The following is a 21,171-nucleotide window of genomic DNA, read 5'->3' as shown; positions in this document are numbered from 1 at the left end:
CTGACGGCAGTCGTCCCGCTGTCCCTGGCGCTGACGGCAGTCGTCCCGCTGTCCCTGGCGCTGACGGCAGTCGTCCCGCTGTCCCTGGCGCTGACGGCAGTCGTCCCGCTGTCCCTGGCGCTGACGACACCCATCCCGCCGCCCCTCGCGCTGACGACCGTCGCCCCGCTGTCCCTGGCGCTGACGACACCGGCCCCGCCGCCCCTCGATCAGACAGCCTCGGCGCGGATGCCCCGCACGGTGAGGCCTCCGGTGCCGCTTGCCAACGTCCGTACGATGCCTCGCTCCACGTACTCCCCGGCCGCGCGCCCGTCGCGCCAGGACAGGACATCCGCCCCCGCGGCCAGGAGTGCCGCAGCGGGGACCGGCTGATGGCCGCCGGGGCGGTCATCACCCCCGCCGTCCTCGGGCTGGCGGCCGCCGCGGGCTATGACGAGGTACGGACGTTCCCGCGCCCCCGCGTGGAAATCCTGGTCCTCGGCGACGAGTTGCTGGACGAGGGCCTCCCGCGCGACGGCCGGATCCGCGACGCGCTCGGCCCGATGCTCGGTCCGTGGCTGAACGCGGTCGGCGCCGAGGTGACCGGGACCCGCCATCTGCGCGACGAGGCCGACGACCTGCACCGGGCCGTCACCGCGTCCACCGCTGATCTCGTCGTCACCACGGGCGGCACCGCGGCCGGGCCCGTCGACCATGTGCACCCGGTCCTGCGCCGCGCCGGGGCCGACCTGCTCGTCGACGGGGTTGCCGCACGGCCGGGCCATCCCATGCTGCTCGCCAGGCTCGCGCCCGGAAAACACCTCGTGGGACTCCCCGGCAACCCGCTCGCCGCTGTCTCCGGTCTGCTGACCCTCGCCGAGCCGCTGCTGCGTACACTCGCGGGCCGGAGCGGAACCGGTACCGCGGCGAAAGCAACCGGAACCACCACCGTCGGCGTCACCAATGCCGTGCACGGACACCCGTACGACACCCGGCTCGTGCCCGTTGCCCTCCGGGCCGGGCGCGCCGTACCGCTGCACTTCGCCGGGCCCGCCATGCTCCGGGGCATCGCCGGGGCCGACGGGCTCGCCGTCATCCCGCCGGGAGGCGCGGGGCCGGGGGACGCGGTCCAGTTCCTCGAACTCCCCTGGTACGCCGAACCTCCTCGGTCGGTAGGCCCGGTCAGCCGCGCGGCGGACGACACCGTGACCGACGAAGCGACCGGTGCCGGCCAATCGACCGGCGAATCGACCGGTACCGGCGAATCGACCGAGACCGACGGAACGACCGCCCTCGATACCGGGCTCGACACCGGCCTCGATTCCGCCCGTGAGACCGACAGTGTGACCGACCGTCCCGCCGGACCCGGACCCGGACCCGGACCCGGACCCGGACCCGGACCCGGACCCGCACCCGGGCCCGCACCCGGGCCCGCACCCAGGCCCGCCCGCGGGCCCCGACCCGCCCCCGCACCGCGCGACGGAGGCCCCGCACGATGAAGCTTCCCAGTCAGGATGCGGCCGCCCGGCCCCCGGAGGCCGGCGGCCGCGTCCAGCTTCCCCGCCGCTCGGTCACCGGTCCGCTCCAACAGGTCGCCCGCCGGCTGCTGATGGCCCTCGTGGTCCTGATGACCACGGTGTTCATCGTTTACGCCGAGCGCGAGGAGTACCACGACAACGCCGACGACAGAGTCGACTTCCTCGACTGCGTCTACTACGCGACCGTTACGCTCTCCACCACCGGTTACGGCGACGTCGTCCCGTACGGCGACGGTGCGCGGCTCATCAACGTCCTGCTCGTCACGCCCCTGCGCGTCCTCTTCCTGATCATCCTGGTCGGAACCACACTCGAGGTCCTCACCGAGCGCACCCGCGAGCAGTGGCGACTGAACCGCTGGAGGTCCTCCTTGCGCGATCACACCGTTGTCGTCGGTTTCGGTACCAAGGGCCGTTCCGCCGTACTCACCCTGACGGCCAAGGGGTTGTCCAAGGACAAGGTCGTCGTAGTGGATCCGAGTCAGAAGGTCGTCGACGCGGCGAGCGCAGAGGGCTTCGTGGGCGTCGTCGGCGACGGTACGCGCAGTGAGGTGCTCAAGCGTGCGGAGGCGCAGCGCGCGGGCAAGATCATCATCGCCACGCAGCGCGACGACACCGCCGTGCTGGTGACGTTGACAGCCCGTCAGCTCAACCGCGGCGCCAATATCGTCGCCGCGGTGCGCGAGGAGGAGAACGCCCCGCTGCTGCGCCAGTCCGGCGCCGATGCGGTGATCACCAGCTCCAGCGCGGCCGGGCGCCTCCTCGGTCTGTCCGTCGTCAGTCCCAGCTCGGTCACCGTCCTGGAGGACCTGATCCACCAGGGCAGCGGTCTGGACGTGATCGAGCGCCCGGTGGTGAAGTCCGAAGTCGGCCGCTCCGTACGGGAGGTGGACGACCTGGTCGTCTCCGTCCTGCGCGGGCACCGGCTCCTCGGCTACGACGACCCGAAGGCCAGCCCGCTCCAGGCCACCGACCGTGTCATCGCGGTCATCCGCGCCAGGCCGGTGGGCAACGGCGCGGAGCGGCAGGCGGAGTAGCCTCGCCGCCATGCCTATGCACGCGATCACCGTTCCCGAACCCGGAGGACCCGAGGCCTTGGTGTGGGCCGAGGTCCCGGATCCCGTACCCGGCGAGGGCGAGGTCCTCATCGAGGTCGCGGCCAGTGCCGTCAACCGCGCCGACGTGCTGCAGCGGCAGGGCTTCTACGACCCGCCGCCCGGCGCCTCCCGGTATCCCGGCCTCGAGTGCTCCGGCCGGATCGCCGCCCTCGGGCCGAACGTCTCCGGCTGGTCCGTCGGCGACGAGGTGTGCGCCCTGCTCTCGGGCGGCGGGTACGCGGAGAAGGTCGTGGCCCCCGTCGGTCAGTTGCTGCCGGTGCCGGAGGGTGTGGACGCGGTCTCGGCGGCGGCCCTTCCGGAGGCGGTCTGCACGGTGTGGTCCAACGTGTTCATGGTCGCCCATCTGAGGCCGGGCGAGACGCTGTTGGTGCACGGGGGCGCGAGCGGCATCGGCACGATGGCGGTCCAGCTCGCGAAGGCCGTCGGCGCCAGGGTCGCGGTGACGGCGGGCGGCCCGGAGAAGCTGGACCGCTGCCGCGAACTGGGCGCGGACATCCTCATCGACTACCGCGAGCAGGACTTCGTCCAGGAGATCCGCAAGGCCACGGACGGTGCCGGGGCCGACATCATCCTCGACATCATCGGTGCCAAGTACCTCGGGCCGAATGTGAAGGCGCTGGCCGTGAACGGCCGTATCGCCGTCATCGGGCTCCAGGGCGGCCGGAAGGGCGAACTGGACCTCGGGGCGCTGCTCGCGAAGCGCGGGGCGGTGACCGCCACGTCGCTGCGCGGGCGGCCGCTCTCGGAGAAGTCGGCGATCGTGGCGGCCGTGCGGGAGCACGTCTGGCCGCTGCTCGCAACCGGGAGGGTGATCCCGGTGGTGGACCGTGCGGTCCCGATGCAGGACGCGGCCGAGGCGCACCGGGTTCTGGAGAGCGGCGTCCATGTCGGGAAGATCCTGCTCACGGTCTGACGCGGGGGCCTGATCCGACGGCACGGCACGGACGGCACGGCACGGAGCCATGGAGCCTCGGCGCCGTGGCCTCGGACCGCACTCCTCGACACCGGGCCAAGGGCCGCGTCGCCGTGGCCACGAGCGGGGTGGCGTGGCCGGGGGCAGCTCTCATTGGCCGGGGATCGGCTCCCGTCGCCCAGGGAGCGGGCCCCCGTCGCCCAGGGAGCGGGCCCCCGTCGCCCGGGGAGCAGGTGGCGTGGCCTGGAGCAAGGGGGGGCGCGGCCCTGGAAGCCCGTACCGGTGGCTCGGGGCGGTCTCCGTGCCTCCGGCCGGGCCCGACCGCGTACGGCCGCCGTCGGCCTGTTGAGATCACGGTTCAACCGGCCCGCTCCACCGACTCCCGTCCGAGATGCCGGATTTCACCCGACATGTGACTCTGAACACTGCATCGGAAGGGTCACCCTGACCGCTCGGTACGGGAGGGGGTCACTGCCGTGGCCACAGCGCTGCGCTCGCGACTCGCCATTGGGCTCCTGGTCGGGGCCGCGTTGTTGCCGGCCCCCGCCGCGTTCTCCCGCGACCAGACCTCGTTCCTCACGGGACGCGGAACCGGCACCGTCGCGGTCCAGCCCCCGCGGATTCACTCGACAGGTCCCTCCGGTGCCCCGCTGCTCCTCCCCGGCTTCCCCGTGGACTCCCCGCGGCGCCCGGCCGTGCCGGACGACGACCGCAGCGGCCCGTACGCCGGGCGCAGGGCGGGTGAAGGGCGGCAGAAGCCCGGACGTTTCCCCGAACCCGAACCCGAACCCCCCGGCCCCTCCGCTCACGACGAGCCGCCCTGGGCCCCCCGGCCGTCCCACCCCGGCGCCGAAGACCCCGACGGACCCCGCGAACCGAGCACCCCGCCGGGCCCCCGCCACCCCTCGGGCGCACCGTCCGAAGCCCCCACGCGCGGCGCCCCCCGCCCCCCGGCCGACGCACCGCGCCCTCCGCCCGCGAGCTCCGCAGGACCCACGGAGCGCCCGCCGGACTCCGACGACAGCGAGCTGCAGGGAGCGTGGCGTCCCCCGCTGCCGTACGAGCCGGAGCCCCCGGAACCGGACGAACCGGAGTGGACCGACGTCGGCGTCCCGCCCGTCGACCCCTCCGCCGACGAGACGCCCGCCGACGGCACCACCGCGGGAGACGATCGCGGTGGGCAATCGGCACATCCCACCGGGCGCATGCTGCGCGTGCTGCCGATCGGTACGGGGCTTGCGCTGATGGGACTCGGGCTCGCGTACATCGGCATCCGGCTGCGGAAGCGCTGACGCGATCCGCCCGGGCATCCAGCACCGGCCATCTCTCCGGCCATGTCCGCCCGGCCGTGTCCCCTCGGCGTCCGCCCGGCCGTATCCCCTCGGCCATACGGTGCCCGTAATTCCGCATTCCGCGCACGTCGGGGGCGGTGGATCAGCCTTTTCCGGGGGCAGAACCGTCAGCAGACGCGTGTGAGAGAGAATGGGCGGCATGGAGATGCCGAGAAATGAACGGTCGCAGGAGAGCCCGCACGTCCTGGTCGTCGGGGCGGACGGGATGTCTCTCGGCAACGCCGGCTCCGGAGGCGGAGAGGGCGGCGAGGAATCCCGCGAGGTGCCCTTGACCGACATGGTCGAGCAGCCCGCGAAGGTCATGCGCATCGGCAGCATGATCAAGCAACTGCTCGAGGAGGTCCGGGCGGCACCTCTGGACGAGGCGAGCCGGGCTCGCCTGAAGGAGATCCACCACAGCTCAGTGAAGGAGCTGGAGGACGGCCTCGCGCCGGAACTCGTGGAGGAACTGGAGCGGCTGTCCCTGCCCTTCAACGACGACGCCGTTCCGACCGAGGCCGAACTGCGGATCGCGCAGGCCCAGCTCGTCGGCTGGCTCGAGGGCCTCTTCCACGGCATCCAGACGGCACTCTTCGCGCAGCAGATGGCGGCACGGGCCCAGCTCGAGCAGATGCGCCGTGCGCTGCCCCCGGGCGTGATGGGCCCGGAGGGCGACGACGAGCGGCCCCACCAGGGCGGCGCGCGCTCGGGCCCGTACCTGTAGCGACGATCGCCGGAAGGGGCCGCTTCCGCGGCTCGCCGGAGGCGCTGCTTCCGCCAGGGCTCCCGTACGGCGGGGGAGGCCCGGCACGTGCAGGGAGCCCCCGCACGGCCGCAGCGACCGGCCGCTCCCGCGGGGACACCGTCGCACGACACACGATGAACGGGGCCCGGCAGCCCACGCCGCGCGCCGGGCACTCGCCGCGGAAGTCTTCGCGACGCGGCCGTCCCCCTGCCGCTTCGCGACGCGGCCGTCCCCCGGGCCGCGCGCCGGGCAGCCGATCAGGCGGACTTGCCCGTCGAGACCGTCAGCACGAACCTGTCGGTCTTGTCGTCGGGGTCGAACGGATCACCCGTCAGCGGGGTCTGCCGGATCACGATGTCCTTGCCCCAGGTGTTCTCGTTCTCGTACACCACGCTGTACCTCCAACCCGCCGCGTTCAGGCAGTCCTTCACGGACGTGAGGTCGTAGTACTGGAACTGCGGGGCCGAGATCTTGCTGTCGTCGTCCCAGTACTCGTTCGGCTCGGTGCACTCCTCGCGGTCGATGACCTTGGTCTTGTCGCCCGGGTTGAAGTCCCCGCCGGTGTCCTCGTCCTCCGGGTCGGAGTCGCGGGAGTCGCTGTCGCCGTCCGGCCCCTCCGTCGCCGCCTGGGGCGTCTCCTTGCCGCGGGCCCGTGGCTCGCCGCCGTCATCGTTGTTCACGAGGAGCAGGGTGACCAGACCGCCCGCCGCCAGCAGAGCCGCGACGACCGCGCCCACCACGACCGGCATGTTGCTCTTCCCGCTCGGGGGTGCGCCCTGGGAGGGCGGGTGGATCGTGTACGGCGGCGGGGTCTGGCCGCTGCCGTACGGCGACGGCGCCGGGGTGTGCGGGCCCGGTGTCGGGTAGCCCTGCTGGTGCACGGCGTGGGGCGGCGGGGGAGGAGTGGACGGCCCGAAGCCGCCCATCTGCTGACCCTGCTGGGGCGCCGGGTACGGCGTGTGGACGTTGGGCGGGGGAGGCGTCCCCTGGTCCACGGGCGGGAAGACGGCGGCATCGACACCCGCCCCGCTGTTGGCCGCGGCCCCTCCGGCGACCACGTTGGGCGCCGCCCCGGTCTGTCCGTTCCCGGCCACCCGTGCGCACTCGTCGCGCATCGCCTCGGCCGTCGGGAACCGCTCATTGGGGTTCTTCTTCAGCGCACGCGCCACGAGCGCGTCGACCGCCGGGGGGACCGACCGGTTGATCGAGGAGGGTACGGGCGGTTCCTCCTGCACATGCGCGTACGCGATGGCCAGGGGCGAGTCGGCATCGAAGGGCAGACGGCCGGTGAGCAGCTCGAAGAGCATGATGCCCACCGAGTAGAGGTCGGACCGGGCGTCCACACCGCGGCCGAGGGCCTGCTCGGGCGAGAGGTACTGCGGGGTGCCCACGACCATGCCGGTCTGCGTCATGGAGGTGACGCCGGACTGCATGGCGCGCGCGATGCCGAAATCCATGACCTTGACCACGTTGCGCTTGGTCATCATCACGTTGCCGGGCTTGATGTCCCGGTGGACCAGGCCCATCTCGTGGCTGACCTCGAGCGCGGCCAGGACGTCCGCGGTGATCTTCAGCGCCTTCTCGGCCGGCATGGCGCCGTACTGCGCGATGTCCGCGTCCAGGACCGAGCGCAGCGGCCGGCCCTCGACGTACTCCATGACGATGTAGGGGACCAGCGCGCCCTCGATCTCGTCCTCTCCGGAGTCGAAGACGGAGACGATGTTGGTGTGCGAGAGCTTGGCCACGGACTGGGCCTCGCGGCGGAACCGCTCGCGGAAGGACGGCTCCCGGCCGAGCTCGGTGTGGAGCGTCTTGATGGCCACCTGCCGGTCCAGGACGGAGTCGTAGGACAGGTGAACCGACGCCATGCCACCGGCGCCGAGCAGGTCGCGCAGCTGGTAGCGGCCGCCACCGACGGAACGGCCCTCGTAACGGCCCTGTGCGCCGTCCTGGCTCATTTGTTCTGCTCCCCCCGTGGCACGCACGGCCTTGCGCTGCGGCCCGGTGCCCTCGTCCCGTAACCGTGATTCGCGGCCAAGTCTGCCCCAGGGCCGGTACACGTCAAGCCGCATGCCCGTTCCGTGACCGGATGCGCAAGAAGCGTCTCTCAATGGTTACGAGGCACGGTGTGATTTGCGTCGAGGCACCCCTCGGAGGTTGGATGGCCGGTCCATCACGATCCGGACCCGGGCCCGGACCCTGTAGCGTGCTTCAGGGAAGACGTAGCACGGCACCGACAGTCGCGGACAGAAACGACGGCGAGGACTGATGGCACAGACGCAGCGCGCCCAGGGCCCGTCCGAACCCGATGCCACCGGCGGGGGCGTCCCCGAAGCGCCGGAGGCGTGGGGGGCCGGCGGGCTGGTCGGCGACGGCCGCTACCGTCTCACGCATCGCCTCGGCCGCGGCGGTATGGCAGAGGTCTTCGCAGCGGAAGATGTACGTCTGGGCCGGACGGTTGCAGTGAAACTGCTCCGGGCCGATCTCGCAGAGGATCCGGTCTCCAAGGCACGCTTCACGCGCGAGGCGCAGTCGGTCGCCGGCCTCAACCACCATGCGGTGGTGGCGGTCTACGACTCCGGCGAGGACGTCGTCGGCCCGCACACCGTGCCCTATATCGTCATGGAGCTCGTCGAGGGCCGGACGATCCGGGATCTGCTGCTCAACGCCGAGGCGCCGCCGCCCGACCAGGCGCTGATCATCGTCTCCGGAGTGCTCGAGGCGCTGTCCTACAGCCACCACCACGGCATCGTGCACCGGGACATCAAGCCGGCGAACGTCATCATCACCAACACCGGCGCAGTCAAGGTCATGGACTTCGGCATCGCCCGGGCGCTGCACGGCGCGCAGTCGACGATGACGCAGACCGGCATGGTCATGGGCACCCCCCAGTACCTCTCCCCCGAGCAGGCCCTCGGCAAGGCAGTCGACCACCGCTCGGACCTCTACGCCACGGGCTGCCTGCTCTACGAACTCCTCGCCCAGCGCCCGCCGTTCACCGGCGAGACCCCGCTCTCGGTGGTCTACCAGCACGTTCAGGACGACCCGGTGCCCCCGTCCGAAGCCGCCGTCGCCGTGCCGCCGGAACTCGACGGACTGGTCATGCGGTCGCTCGCGAAGGACCCGGACGACCGCTTCCAGAGCGCGGAGGAGATGCGCGGCCTGGTCCAGTACGCGCTGCAGATGCTGCACGAGCGCGGTGGCCACACGGGCGTGTGGGACACCGGGCCGGTGGCGCACACCGGCGCCAACACCCCGGCCATGGGTGTGGCGGGCACGAGCGTGCTGCCGCACCCGAACCACGGCGACACTCCCCCGTCGTTCCGGACGAGCACCACGGCGATGGGCGCCGGCGGCCCGCTGTTGCCCGGCGCCCGGCCGGACGACGGCGGCTTCGACGGCCGCGGTCCGGGCGGCGGGAAGCGGAAGGGCGGCCGCGGCAAGATGTGGCTGTTCGCCGCGCTCGCCGTGATCGCGGTCATCCTCGGTGCCGCCTACGCGCTGGACCGCGCGGGTACGCAGTCCGACGGGAACAAGTCGGACAGGCCCTCGCCGACGGCCCCGGAGAAGACGGAGAACAAGCCGTCGAAGTCGCAGGACGAGGAGACGACGGAAGGCACCGATCCGGCGGACGACATCGGCGGCCAGGACTCGTACACCCCGTCCGGCCAGCCGACGCAGCTGCCGAGCCAGACGCCGTCGCAGACGCCCTCGCAGTCGCCCACCGACGAGCCGACCGGCGAGCCCTCGGACGGCACGTCGAGCGGCGGCGACCCCAGCGACGAGCCCTCGGACCCGGGTGGCACGGACGACGGGGGCAATGGCGAGCCGTCGTCCGACCCGAGCCTGCCGGACCCGGTCGGCGAGAACTGAGCCGGGCGGGGAGGCTCCCTCCACCCGGTGAAGGTGCCTGTCCGGTACAGGGGTCCCTCGCCGGTTTGTGCACTCCGTGGCCCGTGAACGCGGTCCGGCCCGTGATCCCGTCGGCTCGTGAACTCGTGGGCTCGTGGGCTCGTGGGCTCGTGAACTCGTGGGCTCGTGAACTCGTGGGCTCGTGAACTCGGTGGCCCTTGACGGCGCCGCAGCCTGCCTCAGCCCGTGAAGGCGTCACAGACCGCCTCGTACTCGCGCGTCCACCACACCGACAGCGCGGCGGCGGCCGGGAACTGCGGGTCGGCGCGCCGGTCCAGCAGCTGGTAGCGCCAGCGCAGCATCCAGAAGTCGTTCAGGCGCTCCCACCACACCCGGTGTACGGCCGCCGCCAGTTCGGCCGGGCTCGCGCCGGTCGCCGCCCGATACGCGCGGGCGTACGGGCGCACCTTGCTCAGCTCCAGCGTGCCCAGCGGCCGTACGAAGAAGATCGCCGCCGCGCGGACCGCCTCCTCGGCGCGCGGCTGCACGCCGAGCCGGTCCCAGTCGAGGATCGCCGCGGGCTCGGCGCCGCGGTAGAGCAGGTTCAGCGGATGGAAGTCGCCGTGGACCCAGCCGGTTGCGGGCTCCGCGCCGGCCTCCGGGCGCTGGTGGGCATGGCGTTCGAGCAGGGAGCGGCGCTCGAGGAGCCGGTGTTCGGCGAGTTCGTCGAAGCTGTCGCGGGGGCGGTTGGCGCGGGCCAGGCCGAGCAGTTCGTCGATCAGCTCGAAGGTGTCCGACGGGTCGGCGCTCTCCGTCCTGGCCTCGGCCTCCGGGACCGGCGACTGCCGCATCACCCGCTCCAGGCAGGTGTGCACGAGCCCCAGCAGCGCGCCGAGCCGTCGCGACTGGGCGCAGGTCAGCTCGGCGCCATCGCGGTGCCTGCCGTCGATCCAGGGGTGCAGGGTGTAGCAGGCGTCGCCGATGACCGTGACCGTACGGCCGTCCGCGTCGGCCAGGGGCAGGACGACCGGGAGCCCCAGGGCGCCCAGCCGCGTGACTGCGTCGTGCTGGTGGGCGATGGCCTCGCAGTCGCCGTCCAAGTGGTGCTTGAGGAAGTACCGGCCGCGGGTGGTTGCCAGGTGGTAGCCGCGATTGAGCAGGCCCTGGGCCACACGCTCGCAGGACAGGGGCTCGCCGGTGCCCTCGTACCGGCTGAGCAGGGCGCTGAGCGCGACGGGAGTGTCATATGTGCGCGGCACTCGCCAGATGTTAGATCACTTCGTCACGCAGCGTGCCCGGCCGGACGCACGGGGACGCGGGCGCGGGAGGGGCCGGTCGTACCGCGGTCCCGTGTCGATGCGGGTGAACAGGCAGCCGGCTGGGCCGGTTCAGCGTTTTTCCGCCTGCAGCCGGGCGGCGTACGCGGAGGCCCGCGAGCGGTGGTTCCCGACGGTCGCCTCGCTCCTCGCGCCGCCCCAGGTTTCCGCTCCTCGCGCCACCCCCGGTTCCCGGGCCTCGCGCCGTACCACGTCCGGGTCGTCGACCGGGAATACTCTGATTTCTCCGTCTTCGGCCACGGGAGCGGTGTCACACACCGACTCTTCCCGTGCCCCAGTTCTCCGGGATACCGTGCGGTTGTCCCGGCAGCCCGCAGGGCTGTGACCAGTGCAGTTCCCGCACTCCTCGCGATTTACTTGGATATCCAAGCAAACACGCAGGTCAGAGGGGTTTCGCGGAGATGTGGCGCACTGGGTAACGTGCCTCTTGCAGGCCACGTCCGGGGCACCTGTCACGCCCGGTCCGGCCGCGCCGCACATACCCCGTGCGCCGTTCGGAGCGGGTGAGCCCTAACTGGCCGCCGGCGGATCCCGGGGGCCGGACAGACGGAGGAGCACAACCGTGACCGTGGAGAGCACTGCCGCGCGGAAACCGCGTCGCAGCAGCGGCAAGCGCACCGGCGCCAAGAAGCCGCCGGCCGACGCCCGCCCGGAGCTCGTACAGCTGCTGACGCCGGAGGGCGAGCGGGTCGAGCACCCCGACTACTCGATCGACCTGACCCGGGAGGAGCTGCGCGCTCTGTACCGGGACATGGTGCTGACCCGCCGCTTCGACGCCGAGGCCACGGCGCTCCAGCGTCAGGGCGAACTGGGACTGTGGGCCTCGCTGCTCGGTCAGGAGGCGGCCCAGATCGGCTCGGGCCGCGCACTGCACGACGACGACTACGTCTTCCCGACCTATCGCGAGCACGGCGTCGCCTGGTGCCGCGGGGTCGATCCGACGAACCTGCTCGGGATGTTCCGCGGCGTCAACCACGGCGGCTGGGACCCCAACAGCAACAACTTCCACCTCTACACGATCGTCATCGGCTCACAGACGCTCCACGCAACGGGTTACGCGATGGGCGTGGCCAAGGACGGTGCCGACTCCGCCGTGATCGCCTACTTCGGCGACGGCGCGTCCAGCCAGGGCGACGTCGCCGAGGCCTTCACCTTCTCCGCGGTCTACAACGCCCCCGTCGTCTTCTTCTGCCAGAACAACCAGTGGGCGATCTCCGAGCCCACCGAGAAGCAGACCCGCGTCCCCCTCTACCAGCGCGCCCAGGGCTTCGGCTTCCCCGGCGTCCGTGTCGACGGCAACGACGTGCTGGCCTGCCTCGCCGTCACCCGCGCCGCCCTGGAGCGGGCGCGCAGCGGCCAGGGCCCCACGCTCATCGAGGCGTTCACCTACCGCATGGGTGCCCACACCACCTCCGACGACCCCACCCGTTACCGACTGGACGAGGAGCGGGCCGCGTGGGAGGCCAAGGACCCGATCCTGCGGCTGCGGACGCACCTGGAGAAGCAGGGCCTCGCCGACGACGCCTTCTTCACGGAGTTGGAGAAGGAGAGCGACGCGCTCGCCAAGCGGGTGCGCGAGGCGGTGCGCGCCATGCCCGACCCGGACTCGATGGCGATGTTCGAGCACGTCTACGCCGACGGCCATGCGCTCGTCGATGAGGAGCGCGCGCAGTTCGCCGCGTACCAGGCTTCGTTCGCGGACGCGGAGGGGAACTGACATGGCTGCCGAGAAACTCGCGATGGCGAAGGCGATCAACGCCTCGCTCCGCACGGCGATGGAGGCCGACCCCAAGGTCCTCGTCATGGGTGAGGACGTCGGCAAGCTCGGTGGCGTCTTCCGCGTCACCGACGGACTGCAGAAGGACTTCGGCGAGGAGCGGGTCATCGACACCCCGCTCGCCGAGTCCGGCATCATCGGCACGGCGATCGGCCTCGCGCTCCGCGGCTACCGCCCCGTCGCCGAGATCCAGTTCGACGGCTTCGTCTTCCCCGCGTACGACCAGATCGTCACGCAGCTCGCCAAGATGCACGCCCGCGCGCTGGGCAAGGTCAAGCTGCCGGTCGTCATCCGTATCCCCTATGGCGGTGGCATCGGCGCTGTCGAGCACCACAGCGAGTCGCCCGAGGCGCTGTTCGCGCACGTCGCAGGGCTGAAGGTGGTCTCCCCGTCCAACGCGGCCGACGCGTACTGGATGATGCAGCAGGCCATCGAGTCCGACGACCCCGTCATCTACTTCGAGCCCAAGCGCCGCTACTGGGACAAGGCAGAGGTCGACACGGCCGCCATCCCCGGCCCGCTGCACGCCGCCCGCGTCGTGCGCGAGGGCACCGACCTGACCCTGGCCGCGTACGGGCCGATGGTGAAGGTGTGCCTGGAGGCGGCCGCCGCGGCGGCCGAGGAGGGCAAGTCGCTGGAGGTCGTCGACCTGCGCTCGATGTCCCCGATCGACTTCGACACCGTCCAGCGGTCGGTGGAGAAGACCCGCAGGCTCGTCGTCGTCCACGAGGCGCCGGTGTTCCTGGGGACGGGTTCGGAGATCGCGGCCCGGATCACCGAGCGGTGCTTCTACCATCTGGAGGCACCCGTCCTGCGGGTCGGCGGTATGCATGCGCCGTACCCGCCGGCCAGGCTCGAGGACGAATACCTGCCGGGGCTCGACCGGGTGCTGGACTCCGTCGACCGCGCGCTGGCCTACTGAGGGGCCGAGGAGATCGTGACGATGACCGAGACGACGCTCCCCCGGAATCCGTCCGGGGGCACCCCCATCCGTGAGTTCCGTATGCCGGACGTCGGCGAGGGGCTGACGGAGGCCGAGATCCTCAAGTGGTACGTCCAGCCCGGCGACACGGTGACCGACGGGCAGGTGGTCTGCGAGGTCGAGACCGCGAAGGCAGCCGTCGAACTGCCCATCCCGTTCGACGGGACCGTGCACGAACTGCGCTTCCCCGAAGGCACGACCGTCGACGTGGGCACGGTGATCATCTCTGTGGACACCGCGCCCGGCGGCTCGGCGGCCCCCGGCACCGGCTTCGAGGCGCCGAAGACCGAGGAGGCCGCTCGCGAGGCGGCCGAGTCGGGACCGGCGCCGACCCCGGCGCGTTCGGAGGGCGGTGACGAGCCGGAGGGGCGCCAGCCGGTCCTGGTCGGCTACGGCGTCTCCGCCTCGTCGACCAAGCGCCGCCCGCGCAAGCAGCAGCCGCAGCAGCCGGACCAGGCCCCGTCCGTACCGGGTCGGAACGGTGCGGCCGCGGCCCTGCAGGCCGAGATGAACGGCCACGCCGGTGCCCCGACCGCGCCCCGGCAGGGAGCACGGCCGGCCGGGACCACCGCGCCTACCGTGCCGGGCGGACGCCCGCTCGCCAAGCCGCCGGTCCGTAAGCTGGCCAAGGACCTCGGCGTGGATCTGGCGACCGTCACACCGACCGGTCCGGACGGGATCGTCACCCGGGACGACGTGCACGCGGCAGCCGCCTCGGCCATGGCCGCGACGGAAGCCGCCCCGGCCGCTCCGGCGGCAGGGCAGGCCCCCGCGGCACAGGCTGCGCCCGCCGAGGCCCCGGCGCCCGCCGTCGCCGCCGGGGAGCGCGAGACCCGCGTGCCGGTCAAGGGCGTACGGAAGGCCACCGCGCAGGCGATGGTCTCCAGCGCCTTCACCGCGCCGCACGTCACGGAGTTCATCACCGTGGACGTGACCCGCACGATGAAGCTCGTCCAGGATCTGAAGCAGGACCCGGACATGGCCGGGCTGCGGGTCAACCCGCTGCTCATGGTCGCGAAGGCGTTCCTCGTGGCGATCCGCCGCAACCCGGAGGTCAACGCGGCCTGGGACGAGGCAAACCAGGAGATCGTGCAGAAGCACTACGTGAACCTGGGCATCGCCGCGGCCACCCCGCGCGGCCTGATCGTCCCCAACATCAAGGAAGCGCACGCCAAGACCCTGCCGGAACTCGCCTACTCCCTCGGTGAGTTGGTGTCCACCGCCCGCGAGGGCAAGACATCCCCCGCGGCGATGCAGGGTGGCACGGTCACGATCACCAACGTCGGCGTCTTCGGCGTCGACACCGGCACCCCGATCCTCAACCCCGGGGAGTCGGCGATCCTGGCCTTCGGCGCGGTCAAGCTTCAGCCCTGGGTCCACAAGGGCAAGGTCAAGCCCCGCCAGGTCACCACGCTGGCGCTCTCCTTCGACCACCGCCTGGTCGACGGCGAGCTGGGCTCGAAGGTCCTCGCGGACATCGCGGGCGTCCTGGAGCACCCGAAGCGGCTGATGACCTGGACGTAACAGCCTGTCGGCAGCGACTCGGAGAGGGCCCGGACGCTCGGCGTCCGGGCCCTCTCCGTCGTACTTCACGCAGTGCGGAACCGAACGTGCAGGCAGTCTGCGGACCCGGCGGAGTCTCCGCCCTCATCGCGACCGCCGCAGAGGCGTTCCACCGAGGACGTCCAGCTCGGCCCACACCGTCTTGCCGGGATTGCGGGGCCAGGTGCCCCAACGGTTCGCGAGGTTGCCGACCAGCACCAGCCCACGGCCGGAGGCTTCGTCGGCGGCGGCCGTCCGTACGAGGGGCAGGCGCTCCCCGCGTGTATCACTGACTTCGATGCGTACGGCGGAGACGATCCGGGCCACCCGTACGCGGAAGAGACGGCCGGGCAGCGTGCCGTGCAGCAGGGCATTCGTCGACAACTCACTGACGATCAGCGCAGTTCGGTCGGCCAGGTCGGCGTGGCCCCACTCGGTGACCAGCCGTGCCGCCCGTCGGCGGGCGAGGGAGACGCTGCGGGGACTCGCGGTGTAGTTGAGCGCGTCCTCGCGGAGAACGGTCTCGGGTTGCGGGACGGCCATGGGATCGCGCCTCCGGTCGAGCTGGGGATTCGAGTACGGCGGTGTTACGGCGGTGGCGTTGCCGACGTCGCCTGGGCATGGTGAGGCGGTGCACTTCCGCCAACTTGCTTCGCTGTGCGAGCGGTTGCGTACCGACCGTAGCGACGCAAGTGCTCGCGCAGCAAGTTGCTTGCCGAGAAATATTTCTCGCACACAAGTTGTGAGTCCGTGCGCTTCACCGCACACTGTGGCAACCAGCCAGGAGAGGTAGCGAGATGACGGACAGTCGGGAGAATCGCGGGACGCCGGTGTCGACCGTCCTGGGTCGTAGGTTGGGCGGTGAGCTGCTACGCATGCGTGAGGCGTGTGGGATGCGCCAGCCACAAGCTGCCGAAGCACTGACCGCATCGGTTCCCAAGGTCGCAAAGATGGAACGCGGCTTGGTGCCGATGCGCGACCCCGACATCCGCGCTCTGTGCCACCTGTACGGGGTCGCCGACGCGAAGGCGGTCGACCGGCTGCTGAGTCTGGCGAAGGCGGACCGGGGGCGCCGTAAGGCCAAGGGTTGGTGGAACCAGTACCCAGCTCTACGGTCGATGGTCGAGTACGTCGCCTTGGAGGACATCGCGACGACCGTCCGTACCTGGCAAGTGGCCATCGTGCCTGGGCTGTTGCAGACAGCCGACTACGCGAGGGCGCTCGCCGTCGGCAACGGCGCGTGGCACGACCCCGACGAGATCGAGCCGTTCGTGGAGTCCAGGCTGGCTCGGCAGGCCCGATTGGCAGGGGATAACCCGTTGACGTTGTGGGCGGTCCTCCACGAGGGAGCGCTACGCCAGTTGGTCGGAGGCCGCGAGGTCATGCGCGCCCAGTTGGAGCGCCTGCTGGAGGTTGCTCGGCAGCCCAATGTGAAGCTTCAGGTGGTGCCGTTCCTGGCGGGGGCACACCCTGGGATGACCAGCGCTTTCACGGTCGTTTCGTTCGCCGAACCCGGCGCGATCGATGTGGTGCACATGGATACCACCTCGACTACTCTCTGGCTGGAGAGCGAGGCTGACGCCGCACACCACGGCGGGATCTTTGACCGCATCACCCGTCTCGGCCTTGCGGAGCGCAGCTCGACCAGACTGATCGACAGCATCCGCAAGGAGATGTAGGGCGCGATGGCCGGCTTCGAGTTCACCAAGTCCAGCTACAGCGGTGGCAATGCGGGCCAGGAGTGCGTCGAAGTCGCGACCAACGTCCCCGGCACGGTCGCCGTGCGGGACTCCAAGGACCCGGAGGGTCCGATACTTCGCTTCCCCGCGGACCAGTGGTCGGTGTTCCGTGACAGCCTGGTTCGCGGGGACTTCGACCGCTGAACGTCGGCTTCACGGCATCCGGCCGACGTGAACCACCGTGATGGTCACCACGGCATCGGCCACCTCGTACATCAGGCGGTAGCGGCCGACGTGAACGCGCAGGACGTCAGGGGAGCCGTACGGGCGGGCGCCTACGGGGCGTGGGTCGTGGGCGAGGGCATTCACGGCGTCGAGGACCTGATCCGTGCCCTCGAGGTCGGACTTGCGGAACTCGATGATCTTTTGTTTGGCGGACGGTCGCCACTCGACCCGATAGATCACGCAGCGTGACTCCGGGCTTGGCCCTTCGCCTCACGGACCACCTCGTCGTGCGGGACGGCGGCCACCGTGCCGGTGGCCTTCTCCAGCTCGTACTGGGCGAGCGCGAGGGCGTCTTCCAAGTCGGCGAGTTCCTGAGGGTTGATCAGTATCGCCGCGATGTGCCCGTGATCGGTGACGGCGATCCGCTCCCGGGAGTGAGCAGCCCGGCGTACCAGGGTCCCGAAGTTCGCGCGAGCCTCAGTCATGGAGTATGCGTCAGTCATGCACGAAAGTGTACACATCTGCACTCTTGCCGGGGCCTGATGACTGATGGTCGGCCGGCGCGTCTCTCGCGCCCCCGTCCGCATCCCGGACGGCCGATGCTGACGCATACCTGTTGTATCTAAGCTGTGCGCATGGCTCCCGCGTCGTCCGCTCCCGCCAAGCAGCCCCCTGCCGCCGACCGCGTCTACGCCCACGTCAAACAGGCTGTCCTCGACCGCCGTTACGAAGGCGGGACCCTGCTCACCGAGGGCGGGCTCGCCGAAGCGGTCGGCGTATCGCGTACGCCCGTGCGCGAGGCGCTGCTGCGGCTGGAGGTCGAGGGGCTGATCAAGCTCTACCCCAAGAAGGGTGCGCTCGTACTGCCCGTCTCCGCCCAGGAGATCGGCGATGTCGTAGAGACCCGCCTCCTCGTCGAGGAGCACGCCGCGCGCAAGGCGGCACCCGCGAGCCCGCGGCTGATCGCGCGCCTGGAGGAGCTGCTGGAGGAGCAGCGGCGGTGCGCGGCCGAGGGCGATCTGTCCGCCGTGGCTGTGGCGGACCGCTGCTTCCACGCGGAGATCGTCCGCAGCGCGGGCAACCGGATCCTCGACCGCCTCTACGACCAACTCCGCGACCGGCAGCTGCGGATGGGCGTTGCCGTCATGCATGCGCACCCAGACCGGATCGCCAAGAACATCGCCGAGCACGCCGAGATCCTCCGGGCGCTGCGCACCGGTGACGCCGACGCCGCGGCCGAGGCCGTGCATCAGCACGTGAGCTGGGTCCGTGTCCTCGTCCGGGGCGATGAGCGGTGGCGTGACGAGCGGTGGGACGACGGGCGGACGGTCGGCGAGCCGAAAAGCAGCGAGCCGAAAAGCAGCGAACCGAAAAGCAGCGAGCCGAAAAGCAGCGAGCCGAAAAGCAGCGAACCGAAAAGCAGCGAACCGAACAGCAGCGAGGGGCGCGGTGAGGGACGGTGACCGCGGCCATACGGCTGCCCGGTGATCCCCCCGGCGGGCGCCGGGCCGTCGCCGTCTGGGGTCTCGGTGTCGCGGTCTACTTCGTCGCGATCACCTACCGCACGAGCCTCGGCGTCGCGGGCCTCGACGCGACCGACCGCTTCGGCATCAACGCCTCGGCCCTCTCGACCTTCTCCATCCTCCAACTCCTGGTCTACGCGGGCATGCAGATCCCCGTCGGCCTGCTCGTCGACCGGCTGGGCACGAAGAAGGTCCTGACGCTCGGCATCGTCCTCTTCACCGTCGGCCAGCTCGGCTTCGCGCTCTCCCATGCCTACGCCCCCGCCCTCGCCTCGCGGGCGCTCCTCGGCTGCGGCGACGCGATGACGTTCATCAGTGTGCTGAGGCTCGGCTCGCGCTGGTTCCCGGCCCGCCGGGGGCCGTTGATCGCGCAGATCGCCGCGCTCTTCGGCATGGCGGGCAATCTGATCTCCACGATCGTGCTCTCCCGTCTCCTCCACGGCATCGGCTGGACGCCGACGTTCGTCGGGTCGGCCATCGGCGGCGCGGTCGTCCTCATGCTGGTGCTGCTCTTCCTCAAGGACCACCCCGAGGGCTACGAACCCGAGCCCCCGCCCCGCCACCACGCCAAGGGCTTCGTACGGCGGCAGATCGCGGCGGCCTGGCGCGAGCCCGGTACGCGGCTGGGGATGTGGGTGCACTTCACCACCCAGTTCCCGGCGATGGTCTTCCTGCTGCTGTGGGGCATGCCGTTCCTGGTCGAGGCACAGGGGCTCTCCCGCGCCGCCGCCGGTGAACTCCTCACCCTGGTCGTGCTGTCCAACATGGTCATCGGTCTGGTCCACGGCCAGGTCATCGCCCGCCACCACCGGGCCCGGATGCCCCTGGCGCTGGGCACCGTCGGGGTAACGGCGCTCACCTGGGGCACGGCCCTGTTCTGGCCCGGCGGGCATGCGCCGATGTGGCTGCTGGTCACGCTCTGCGCGGCGCTGGGCGGCTGCGGTCCGGCCTCGATGATCGGCTTCGACTTCGCCCGGCCGGCCAATCCGCCCGAGCGCTTCGGCACCGCTTCCGGGATCGTCAACATGGGCGGATTCACCGCCTCCATGGTCACGCTCATGGCGATCGGCGTCCTGCTCGATCTCACCAGCGGTCGGTACCAGGTCGCGTTCGCGTCCGTCTTCGTACTGGAGGCGTTCGGCATCACCCAGATCCTGCGCCTGCGCGGGCGGGCGCACCGGCGCGAGCGGGAGCGCGTGGTGGCGAGCCGCGTGGAGACCGTCCACGTCCCGGCCTGAACCGAGCGGGCGGGCGGGTCCTGCTCAGGACCACACGTTGTCGTTGACTGAACCCAGCCCCGTCCCCGACAGTCGCTGGTGCAGGGCGATGGCGTGGTCCTCGGTGAGCGAGGCGACATGGTCGGCCGCCACTCGCAACGGGTCCCCGTGGAGCTGGAGTTCGTCGGCCCGGTCGGGCGGCAGCAGCTCGGGCGACTCGTGGCTCCAGCGCAGGAGTTCACTGACGATGCGCCGCTTGCCGTGCTGCTGCGTGGCCAGGGCAGGGCGGTCGATGACGTACGCCCAGACCAGCTCCTTGAGCAGGTCGCAGGCCGCCCGGCGCTCCTGCGGGATGATCAGGCGCGCGCCGTACCGGATCGCGGCGGTGCCGCCGACCTCCAGCTCGATTCCGCGTGTGAAGTAGGCGATCAGGTCCGCCGTACGCCGGTTGACCGCCACCGCGTCCTCGTGGCTGCCGCTGTACGGGGCCGGGACTGCCAGCCGTTTGCCGATGTCCGCCATCAGATCCCGCGCCGCCCCGCGGTCGAACTCCGTGCCTTCCCGCTCGCGTTTGTGCTGGACGTAGTCCAGGAAGCGCCGTGTCTCGCGCTCCGTCTCGCCGCCCGCCGTCCCCGGAGGCGGGAACAGCGAGGCCAGCGGGATCAGGCCCGTGCGGTAGAAGTCCTCCACGTCGTGGCAGGCGTACGTGACGTCGTCCGCCCAGTCCATCACCTGCTCCTCGACCGGCACGTCGGTGCCGCGGCAGCCGGCGCGCACCCAGGCGAACGCCTCACGGTCGGCGACGTAGACGCCCCACTTCAGATGCCGTGCCGGGTCCTGGTCCAGCGGCGTTCGCTCCCATGGGTACTTTGTGGACGCGTCCAGGCAGGCGCGTGTGAGGTGCAGCCCCCGGTGGCCGGGGTACTTGTGCGCGGCGAGGAACGTGAGGACGCGCAGCGTCTGCGCGTTGCCCTCGAAACTGTCCAGCACCCCGTCGGCGAACCGCAGTTCGTCCATCGTGCGCCGCAGCGCCGTTTCGCCCGCGTGCCCGAACGGCGGGTGCCCGATGTCGTGCGCCATGCAGGCGGCCTCGACCAGAGCCGGGTTCGGGCCGCCGTACTGCCGCTCGAGCCGCTCGGCCATGCGCCGCCCGAGCTGGGCCACTTTCATCGAGTGGGTCAGCCGGGTGTGGTACGCGCCCAGCTCGCCGCTCGCCACCACCTGGCTCTTGCCGGCCAGCGCCCGCCACTGCGTCGAGTACAGGATCCGGTCCACGTCGTGCTCGAAGCCGGAGCGCTGGCCGTCGTCGGACACGCGCCGGCCCAGGGAGTGCTGCTCGAGATCCTCGTCGGTGTACTTGGCCGGTCGCATGCGCGGATGCTACGCCGCGCGGCCGGAGGGGACCATTCGCAACGG

At 71.4% G+C, this 21,171-nt stretch carries 17 protein-coding genes and 2 pseudogenes; 13 read left to right on the top strand and 6 right to left on the bottom strand.

Annotated features, from left to right (window positions below; all coding sequences use genetic code 11):
* The 5 genes and pseudogenes from AB0M26_RS02495 to AB0M26_RS02475 all read left to right on the top strand — a co-directional run.
* Window positions 1-1,130 (top strand): annotated as a pseudogene (locus AB0M26_RS02495) (molybdopterin-binding protein); the annotation flags it as partial.
* A 344-nt stretch (window positions 1,131-1,474) separates the two neighbouring features.
* Window positions 1,475-2,551, top strand: coding sequence for a potassium channel family protein (locus AB0M26_RS02490; protein WP_365253273.1), 1,077 nt, complete (start codon window positions 1,475-1,477; stop codon window positions 2,549-2,551).
* A 16-nt stretch (window positions 2,552-2,567) separates the two neighbouring features.
* Window positions 2,568-3,545 carry an NAD(P)H-quinone oxidoreductase gene (locus tag AB0M26_RS02485; RefSeq protein WP_365253778.1) on the top strand — a complete coding sequence of 326 codons (978 nt, stop codon included), beginning with the start codon at window positions 2,568-2,570 and terminating at the stop codon, window positions 3,543-3,545.
* Window positions 3,546-4,021: 476 nt separating this feature from the next.
* A complete protein-coding gene (locus AB0M26_RS02480) occupies window positions 4,022-4,837 on the top strand; it encodes a hypothetical protein (protein WP_365253270.1) in 816 nt (271 codons plus the stop codon).
* Window positions 4,838-5,036: 199 nt separating this feature from the next.
* Window positions 5,037-5,600 (top strand): bacterial proteasome activator family protein, encoded by a 564-nt coding sequence (locus AB0M26_RS02475; RefSeq protein WP_365253267.1) that lies wholly within the window; start codon window positions 5,037-5,039, stop codon window positions 5,598-5,600.
* A 278-nt stretch (window positions 5,601-5,878) separates the two neighbouring features.
* Here the strand turns inward: AB0M26_RS02475 and AB0M26_RS02470 are convergent, their stop codons facing one another.
* Window positions 5,879-7,579 (bottom strand): protein kinase, encoded by a 1,701-nt coding sequence (locus AB0M26_RS02470; RefSeq protein ID WP_365253264.1) that lies wholly within the window; start codon window positions 7,577-7,579, stop codon window positions 5,879-5,881.
* A gap of 310 nt (window positions 7,580-7,889) precedes the next feature.
* Between AB0M26_RS02470 and AB0M26_RS02465 the strand changes: the two genes are divergently transcribed.
* Window positions 7,890-9,494: a protein kinase gene (locus tag AB0M26_RS02465; RefSeq protein ID WP_365253261.1), complete on the top strand. Its 1,605-nt coding sequence runs from the start codon at window positions 7,890-7,892 to the stop codon at window positions 9,492-9,494.
* 218 nt (window positions 9,495-9,712) lie between these two features.
* Here AB0M26_RS02465 and AB0M26_RS02460 read toward each other — a convergent pair whose 3' ends face one another.
* The gene (locus tag AB0M26_RS02460; protein ID WP_365253258.1) at window positions 9,713-10,732 is read right to left on the bottom strand and encodes a phosphotransferase; all 1,020 of its coding nucleotides are present in this window, start codon (window positions 10,730-10,732) and stop codon (window positions 9,713-9,715) included.
* Between the two features lie 640 nt (window positions 10,733-11,372).
* Between AB0M26_RS02460 and pdhA the strand changes: the two genes are divergently transcribed.
* The 3 genes from pdhA to AB0M26_RS02445 are packed head-to-tail and all read left to right on the top strand — an operon-like array spanning window position 11,373 to window position 15,093.
* A complete protein-coding gene (gene pdhA / locus AB0M26_RS02455) occupies window positions 11,373-12,527 on the top strand; it encodes a pyruvate dehydrogenase (acetyl-transferring) E1 component subunit alpha (RefSeq protein ID WP_365253255.1) in 1,155 nt (384 codons plus the stop codon).
* A 1-nt stretch (window position 12,528) separates the two neighbouring features.
* Window positions 12,529-13,509, top strand: coding sequence for an alpha-ketoacid dehydrogenase subunit beta (locus AB0M26_RS02450; RefSeq protein ID WP_365253252.1), 981 nt, complete (start codon window positions 12,529-12,531; stop codon window positions 13,507-13,509).
* 21 nt (window positions 13,510-13,530) lie between these two features.
* Window positions 13,531-15,093, top strand: a complete 1,563-nt coding sequence (locus AB0M26_RS02445; RefSeq protein ID WP_365253249.1) for a dihydrolipoamide acetyltransferase family protein — start codon at window positions 13,531-13,533, stop codon at window positions 15,091-15,093.
* A gap of 123 nt (window positions 15,094-15,216) precedes the next feature.
* Here the strand turns inward: AB0M26_RS02445 and AB0M26_RS02440 are convergent, their stop codons facing one another.
* Window positions 15,217-15,654 (bottom strand): ATP-binding protein, encoded by a 438-nt coding sequence (locus AB0M26_RS02440; protein WP_365253246.1) that lies wholly within the window; start codon window positions 15,652-15,654, stop codon window positions 15,217-15,219.
* Window positions 15,655-15,908: 254 nt separating this feature from the next.
* Between AB0M26_RS02440 and AB0M26_RS02435 the strand changes: the two genes are divergently transcribed.
* Window positions 15,909-16,790: a helix-turn-helix transcriptional regulator gene (locus AB0M26_RS02435; protein ID WP_365253243.1), complete on the top strand. Its 882-nt coding sequence runs from the start codon at window positions 15,909-15,911 to the stop codon at window positions 16,788-16,790.
* 6 nt (window positions 16,791-16,796) lie between these two features.
* Window positions 16,797-16,994 (top strand): DUF397 domain-containing protein, encoded by a 198-nt coding sequence (locus AB0M26_RS02430; protein WP_365253240.1) that lies wholly within the window; start codon window positions 16,797-16,799, stop codon window positions 16,992-16,994.
* 9 nt (window positions 16,995-17,003) lie between these two features.
* On the opposite strand, the gene AB0M26_RS02425 is transcribed toward AB0M26_RS02430, so the two are convergent.
* Together AB0M26_RS02425 and AB0M26_RS02420 are read right to left on the bottom strand one after the other, a co-directional pair.
* Window positions 17,004-17,255, bottom strand: a complete 252-nt coding sequence (locus AB0M26_RS02425) for a type II toxin-antitoxin system RelE/ParE family toxin (protein ID WP_365253238.1) — start codon at window positions 17,253-17,255, stop codon at window positions 17,004-17,006.
* Window positions 17,252-17,518 carry a type II toxin-antitoxin system Phd/YefM family antitoxin gene (locus AB0M26_RS02420; protein WP_365253236.1) on the bottom strand — a complete coding sequence of 89 codons (267 nt, stop codon included), beginning with the start codon at window positions 17,516-17,518 and terminating at the stop codon, window positions 17,252-17,254. Before AB0M26_RS02420 ends, AB0M26_RS02425 begins: the two co-directional genes overlap by 4 nt.
* 132 nt (window positions 17,519-17,650) lie before the next feature.
* On the opposite strand from AB0M26_RS02420, the pseudogene AB0M26_RS02415 reads away from it, so the two are divergent.
* Window positions 17,651-18,310, top strand: a pseudogene (locus AB0M26_RS02415) (GntR family transcriptional regulator); the annotation flags it as partial.
* A gap of 164 nt (window positions 18,311-18,474) precedes the next feature.
* Entirely contained in the window at window positions 18,475-19,776 is a 1,302-nt protein-coding gene (locus tag AB0M26_RS02410; RefSeq protein ID WP_365253233.1) for an MFS transporter, read from the top strand.
* Window positions 19,777-19,800: 24 nt separating this feature from the next.
* Here AB0M26_RS02410 and dgt read toward each other — a convergent pair whose 3' ends face one another.
* Complete coding sequence (dgt, locus tag AB0M26_RS02405) at window positions 19,801-21,126, bottom strand: dGTP triphosphohydrolase (RefSeq protein WP_365253230.1); 1,326 nt, start codon at window positions 21,124-21,126, stop codon at window positions 19,801-19,803.
* Window positions 21,127-21,171 lie beyond the last annotated feature (45 nt).

It is taken from the genome of Streptomyces sp. NPDC051776, from assembly GCF_040681345.1.
Taxonomy (GTDB): Bacteria; Actinomycetota; Actinomycetes; order Streptomycetales; family Streptomycetaceae; genus Streptomyces.
Note: the sequence above shows the minus strand (reverse complement) of the source record. Positions and strands in the feature narration are given on the sequence as shown.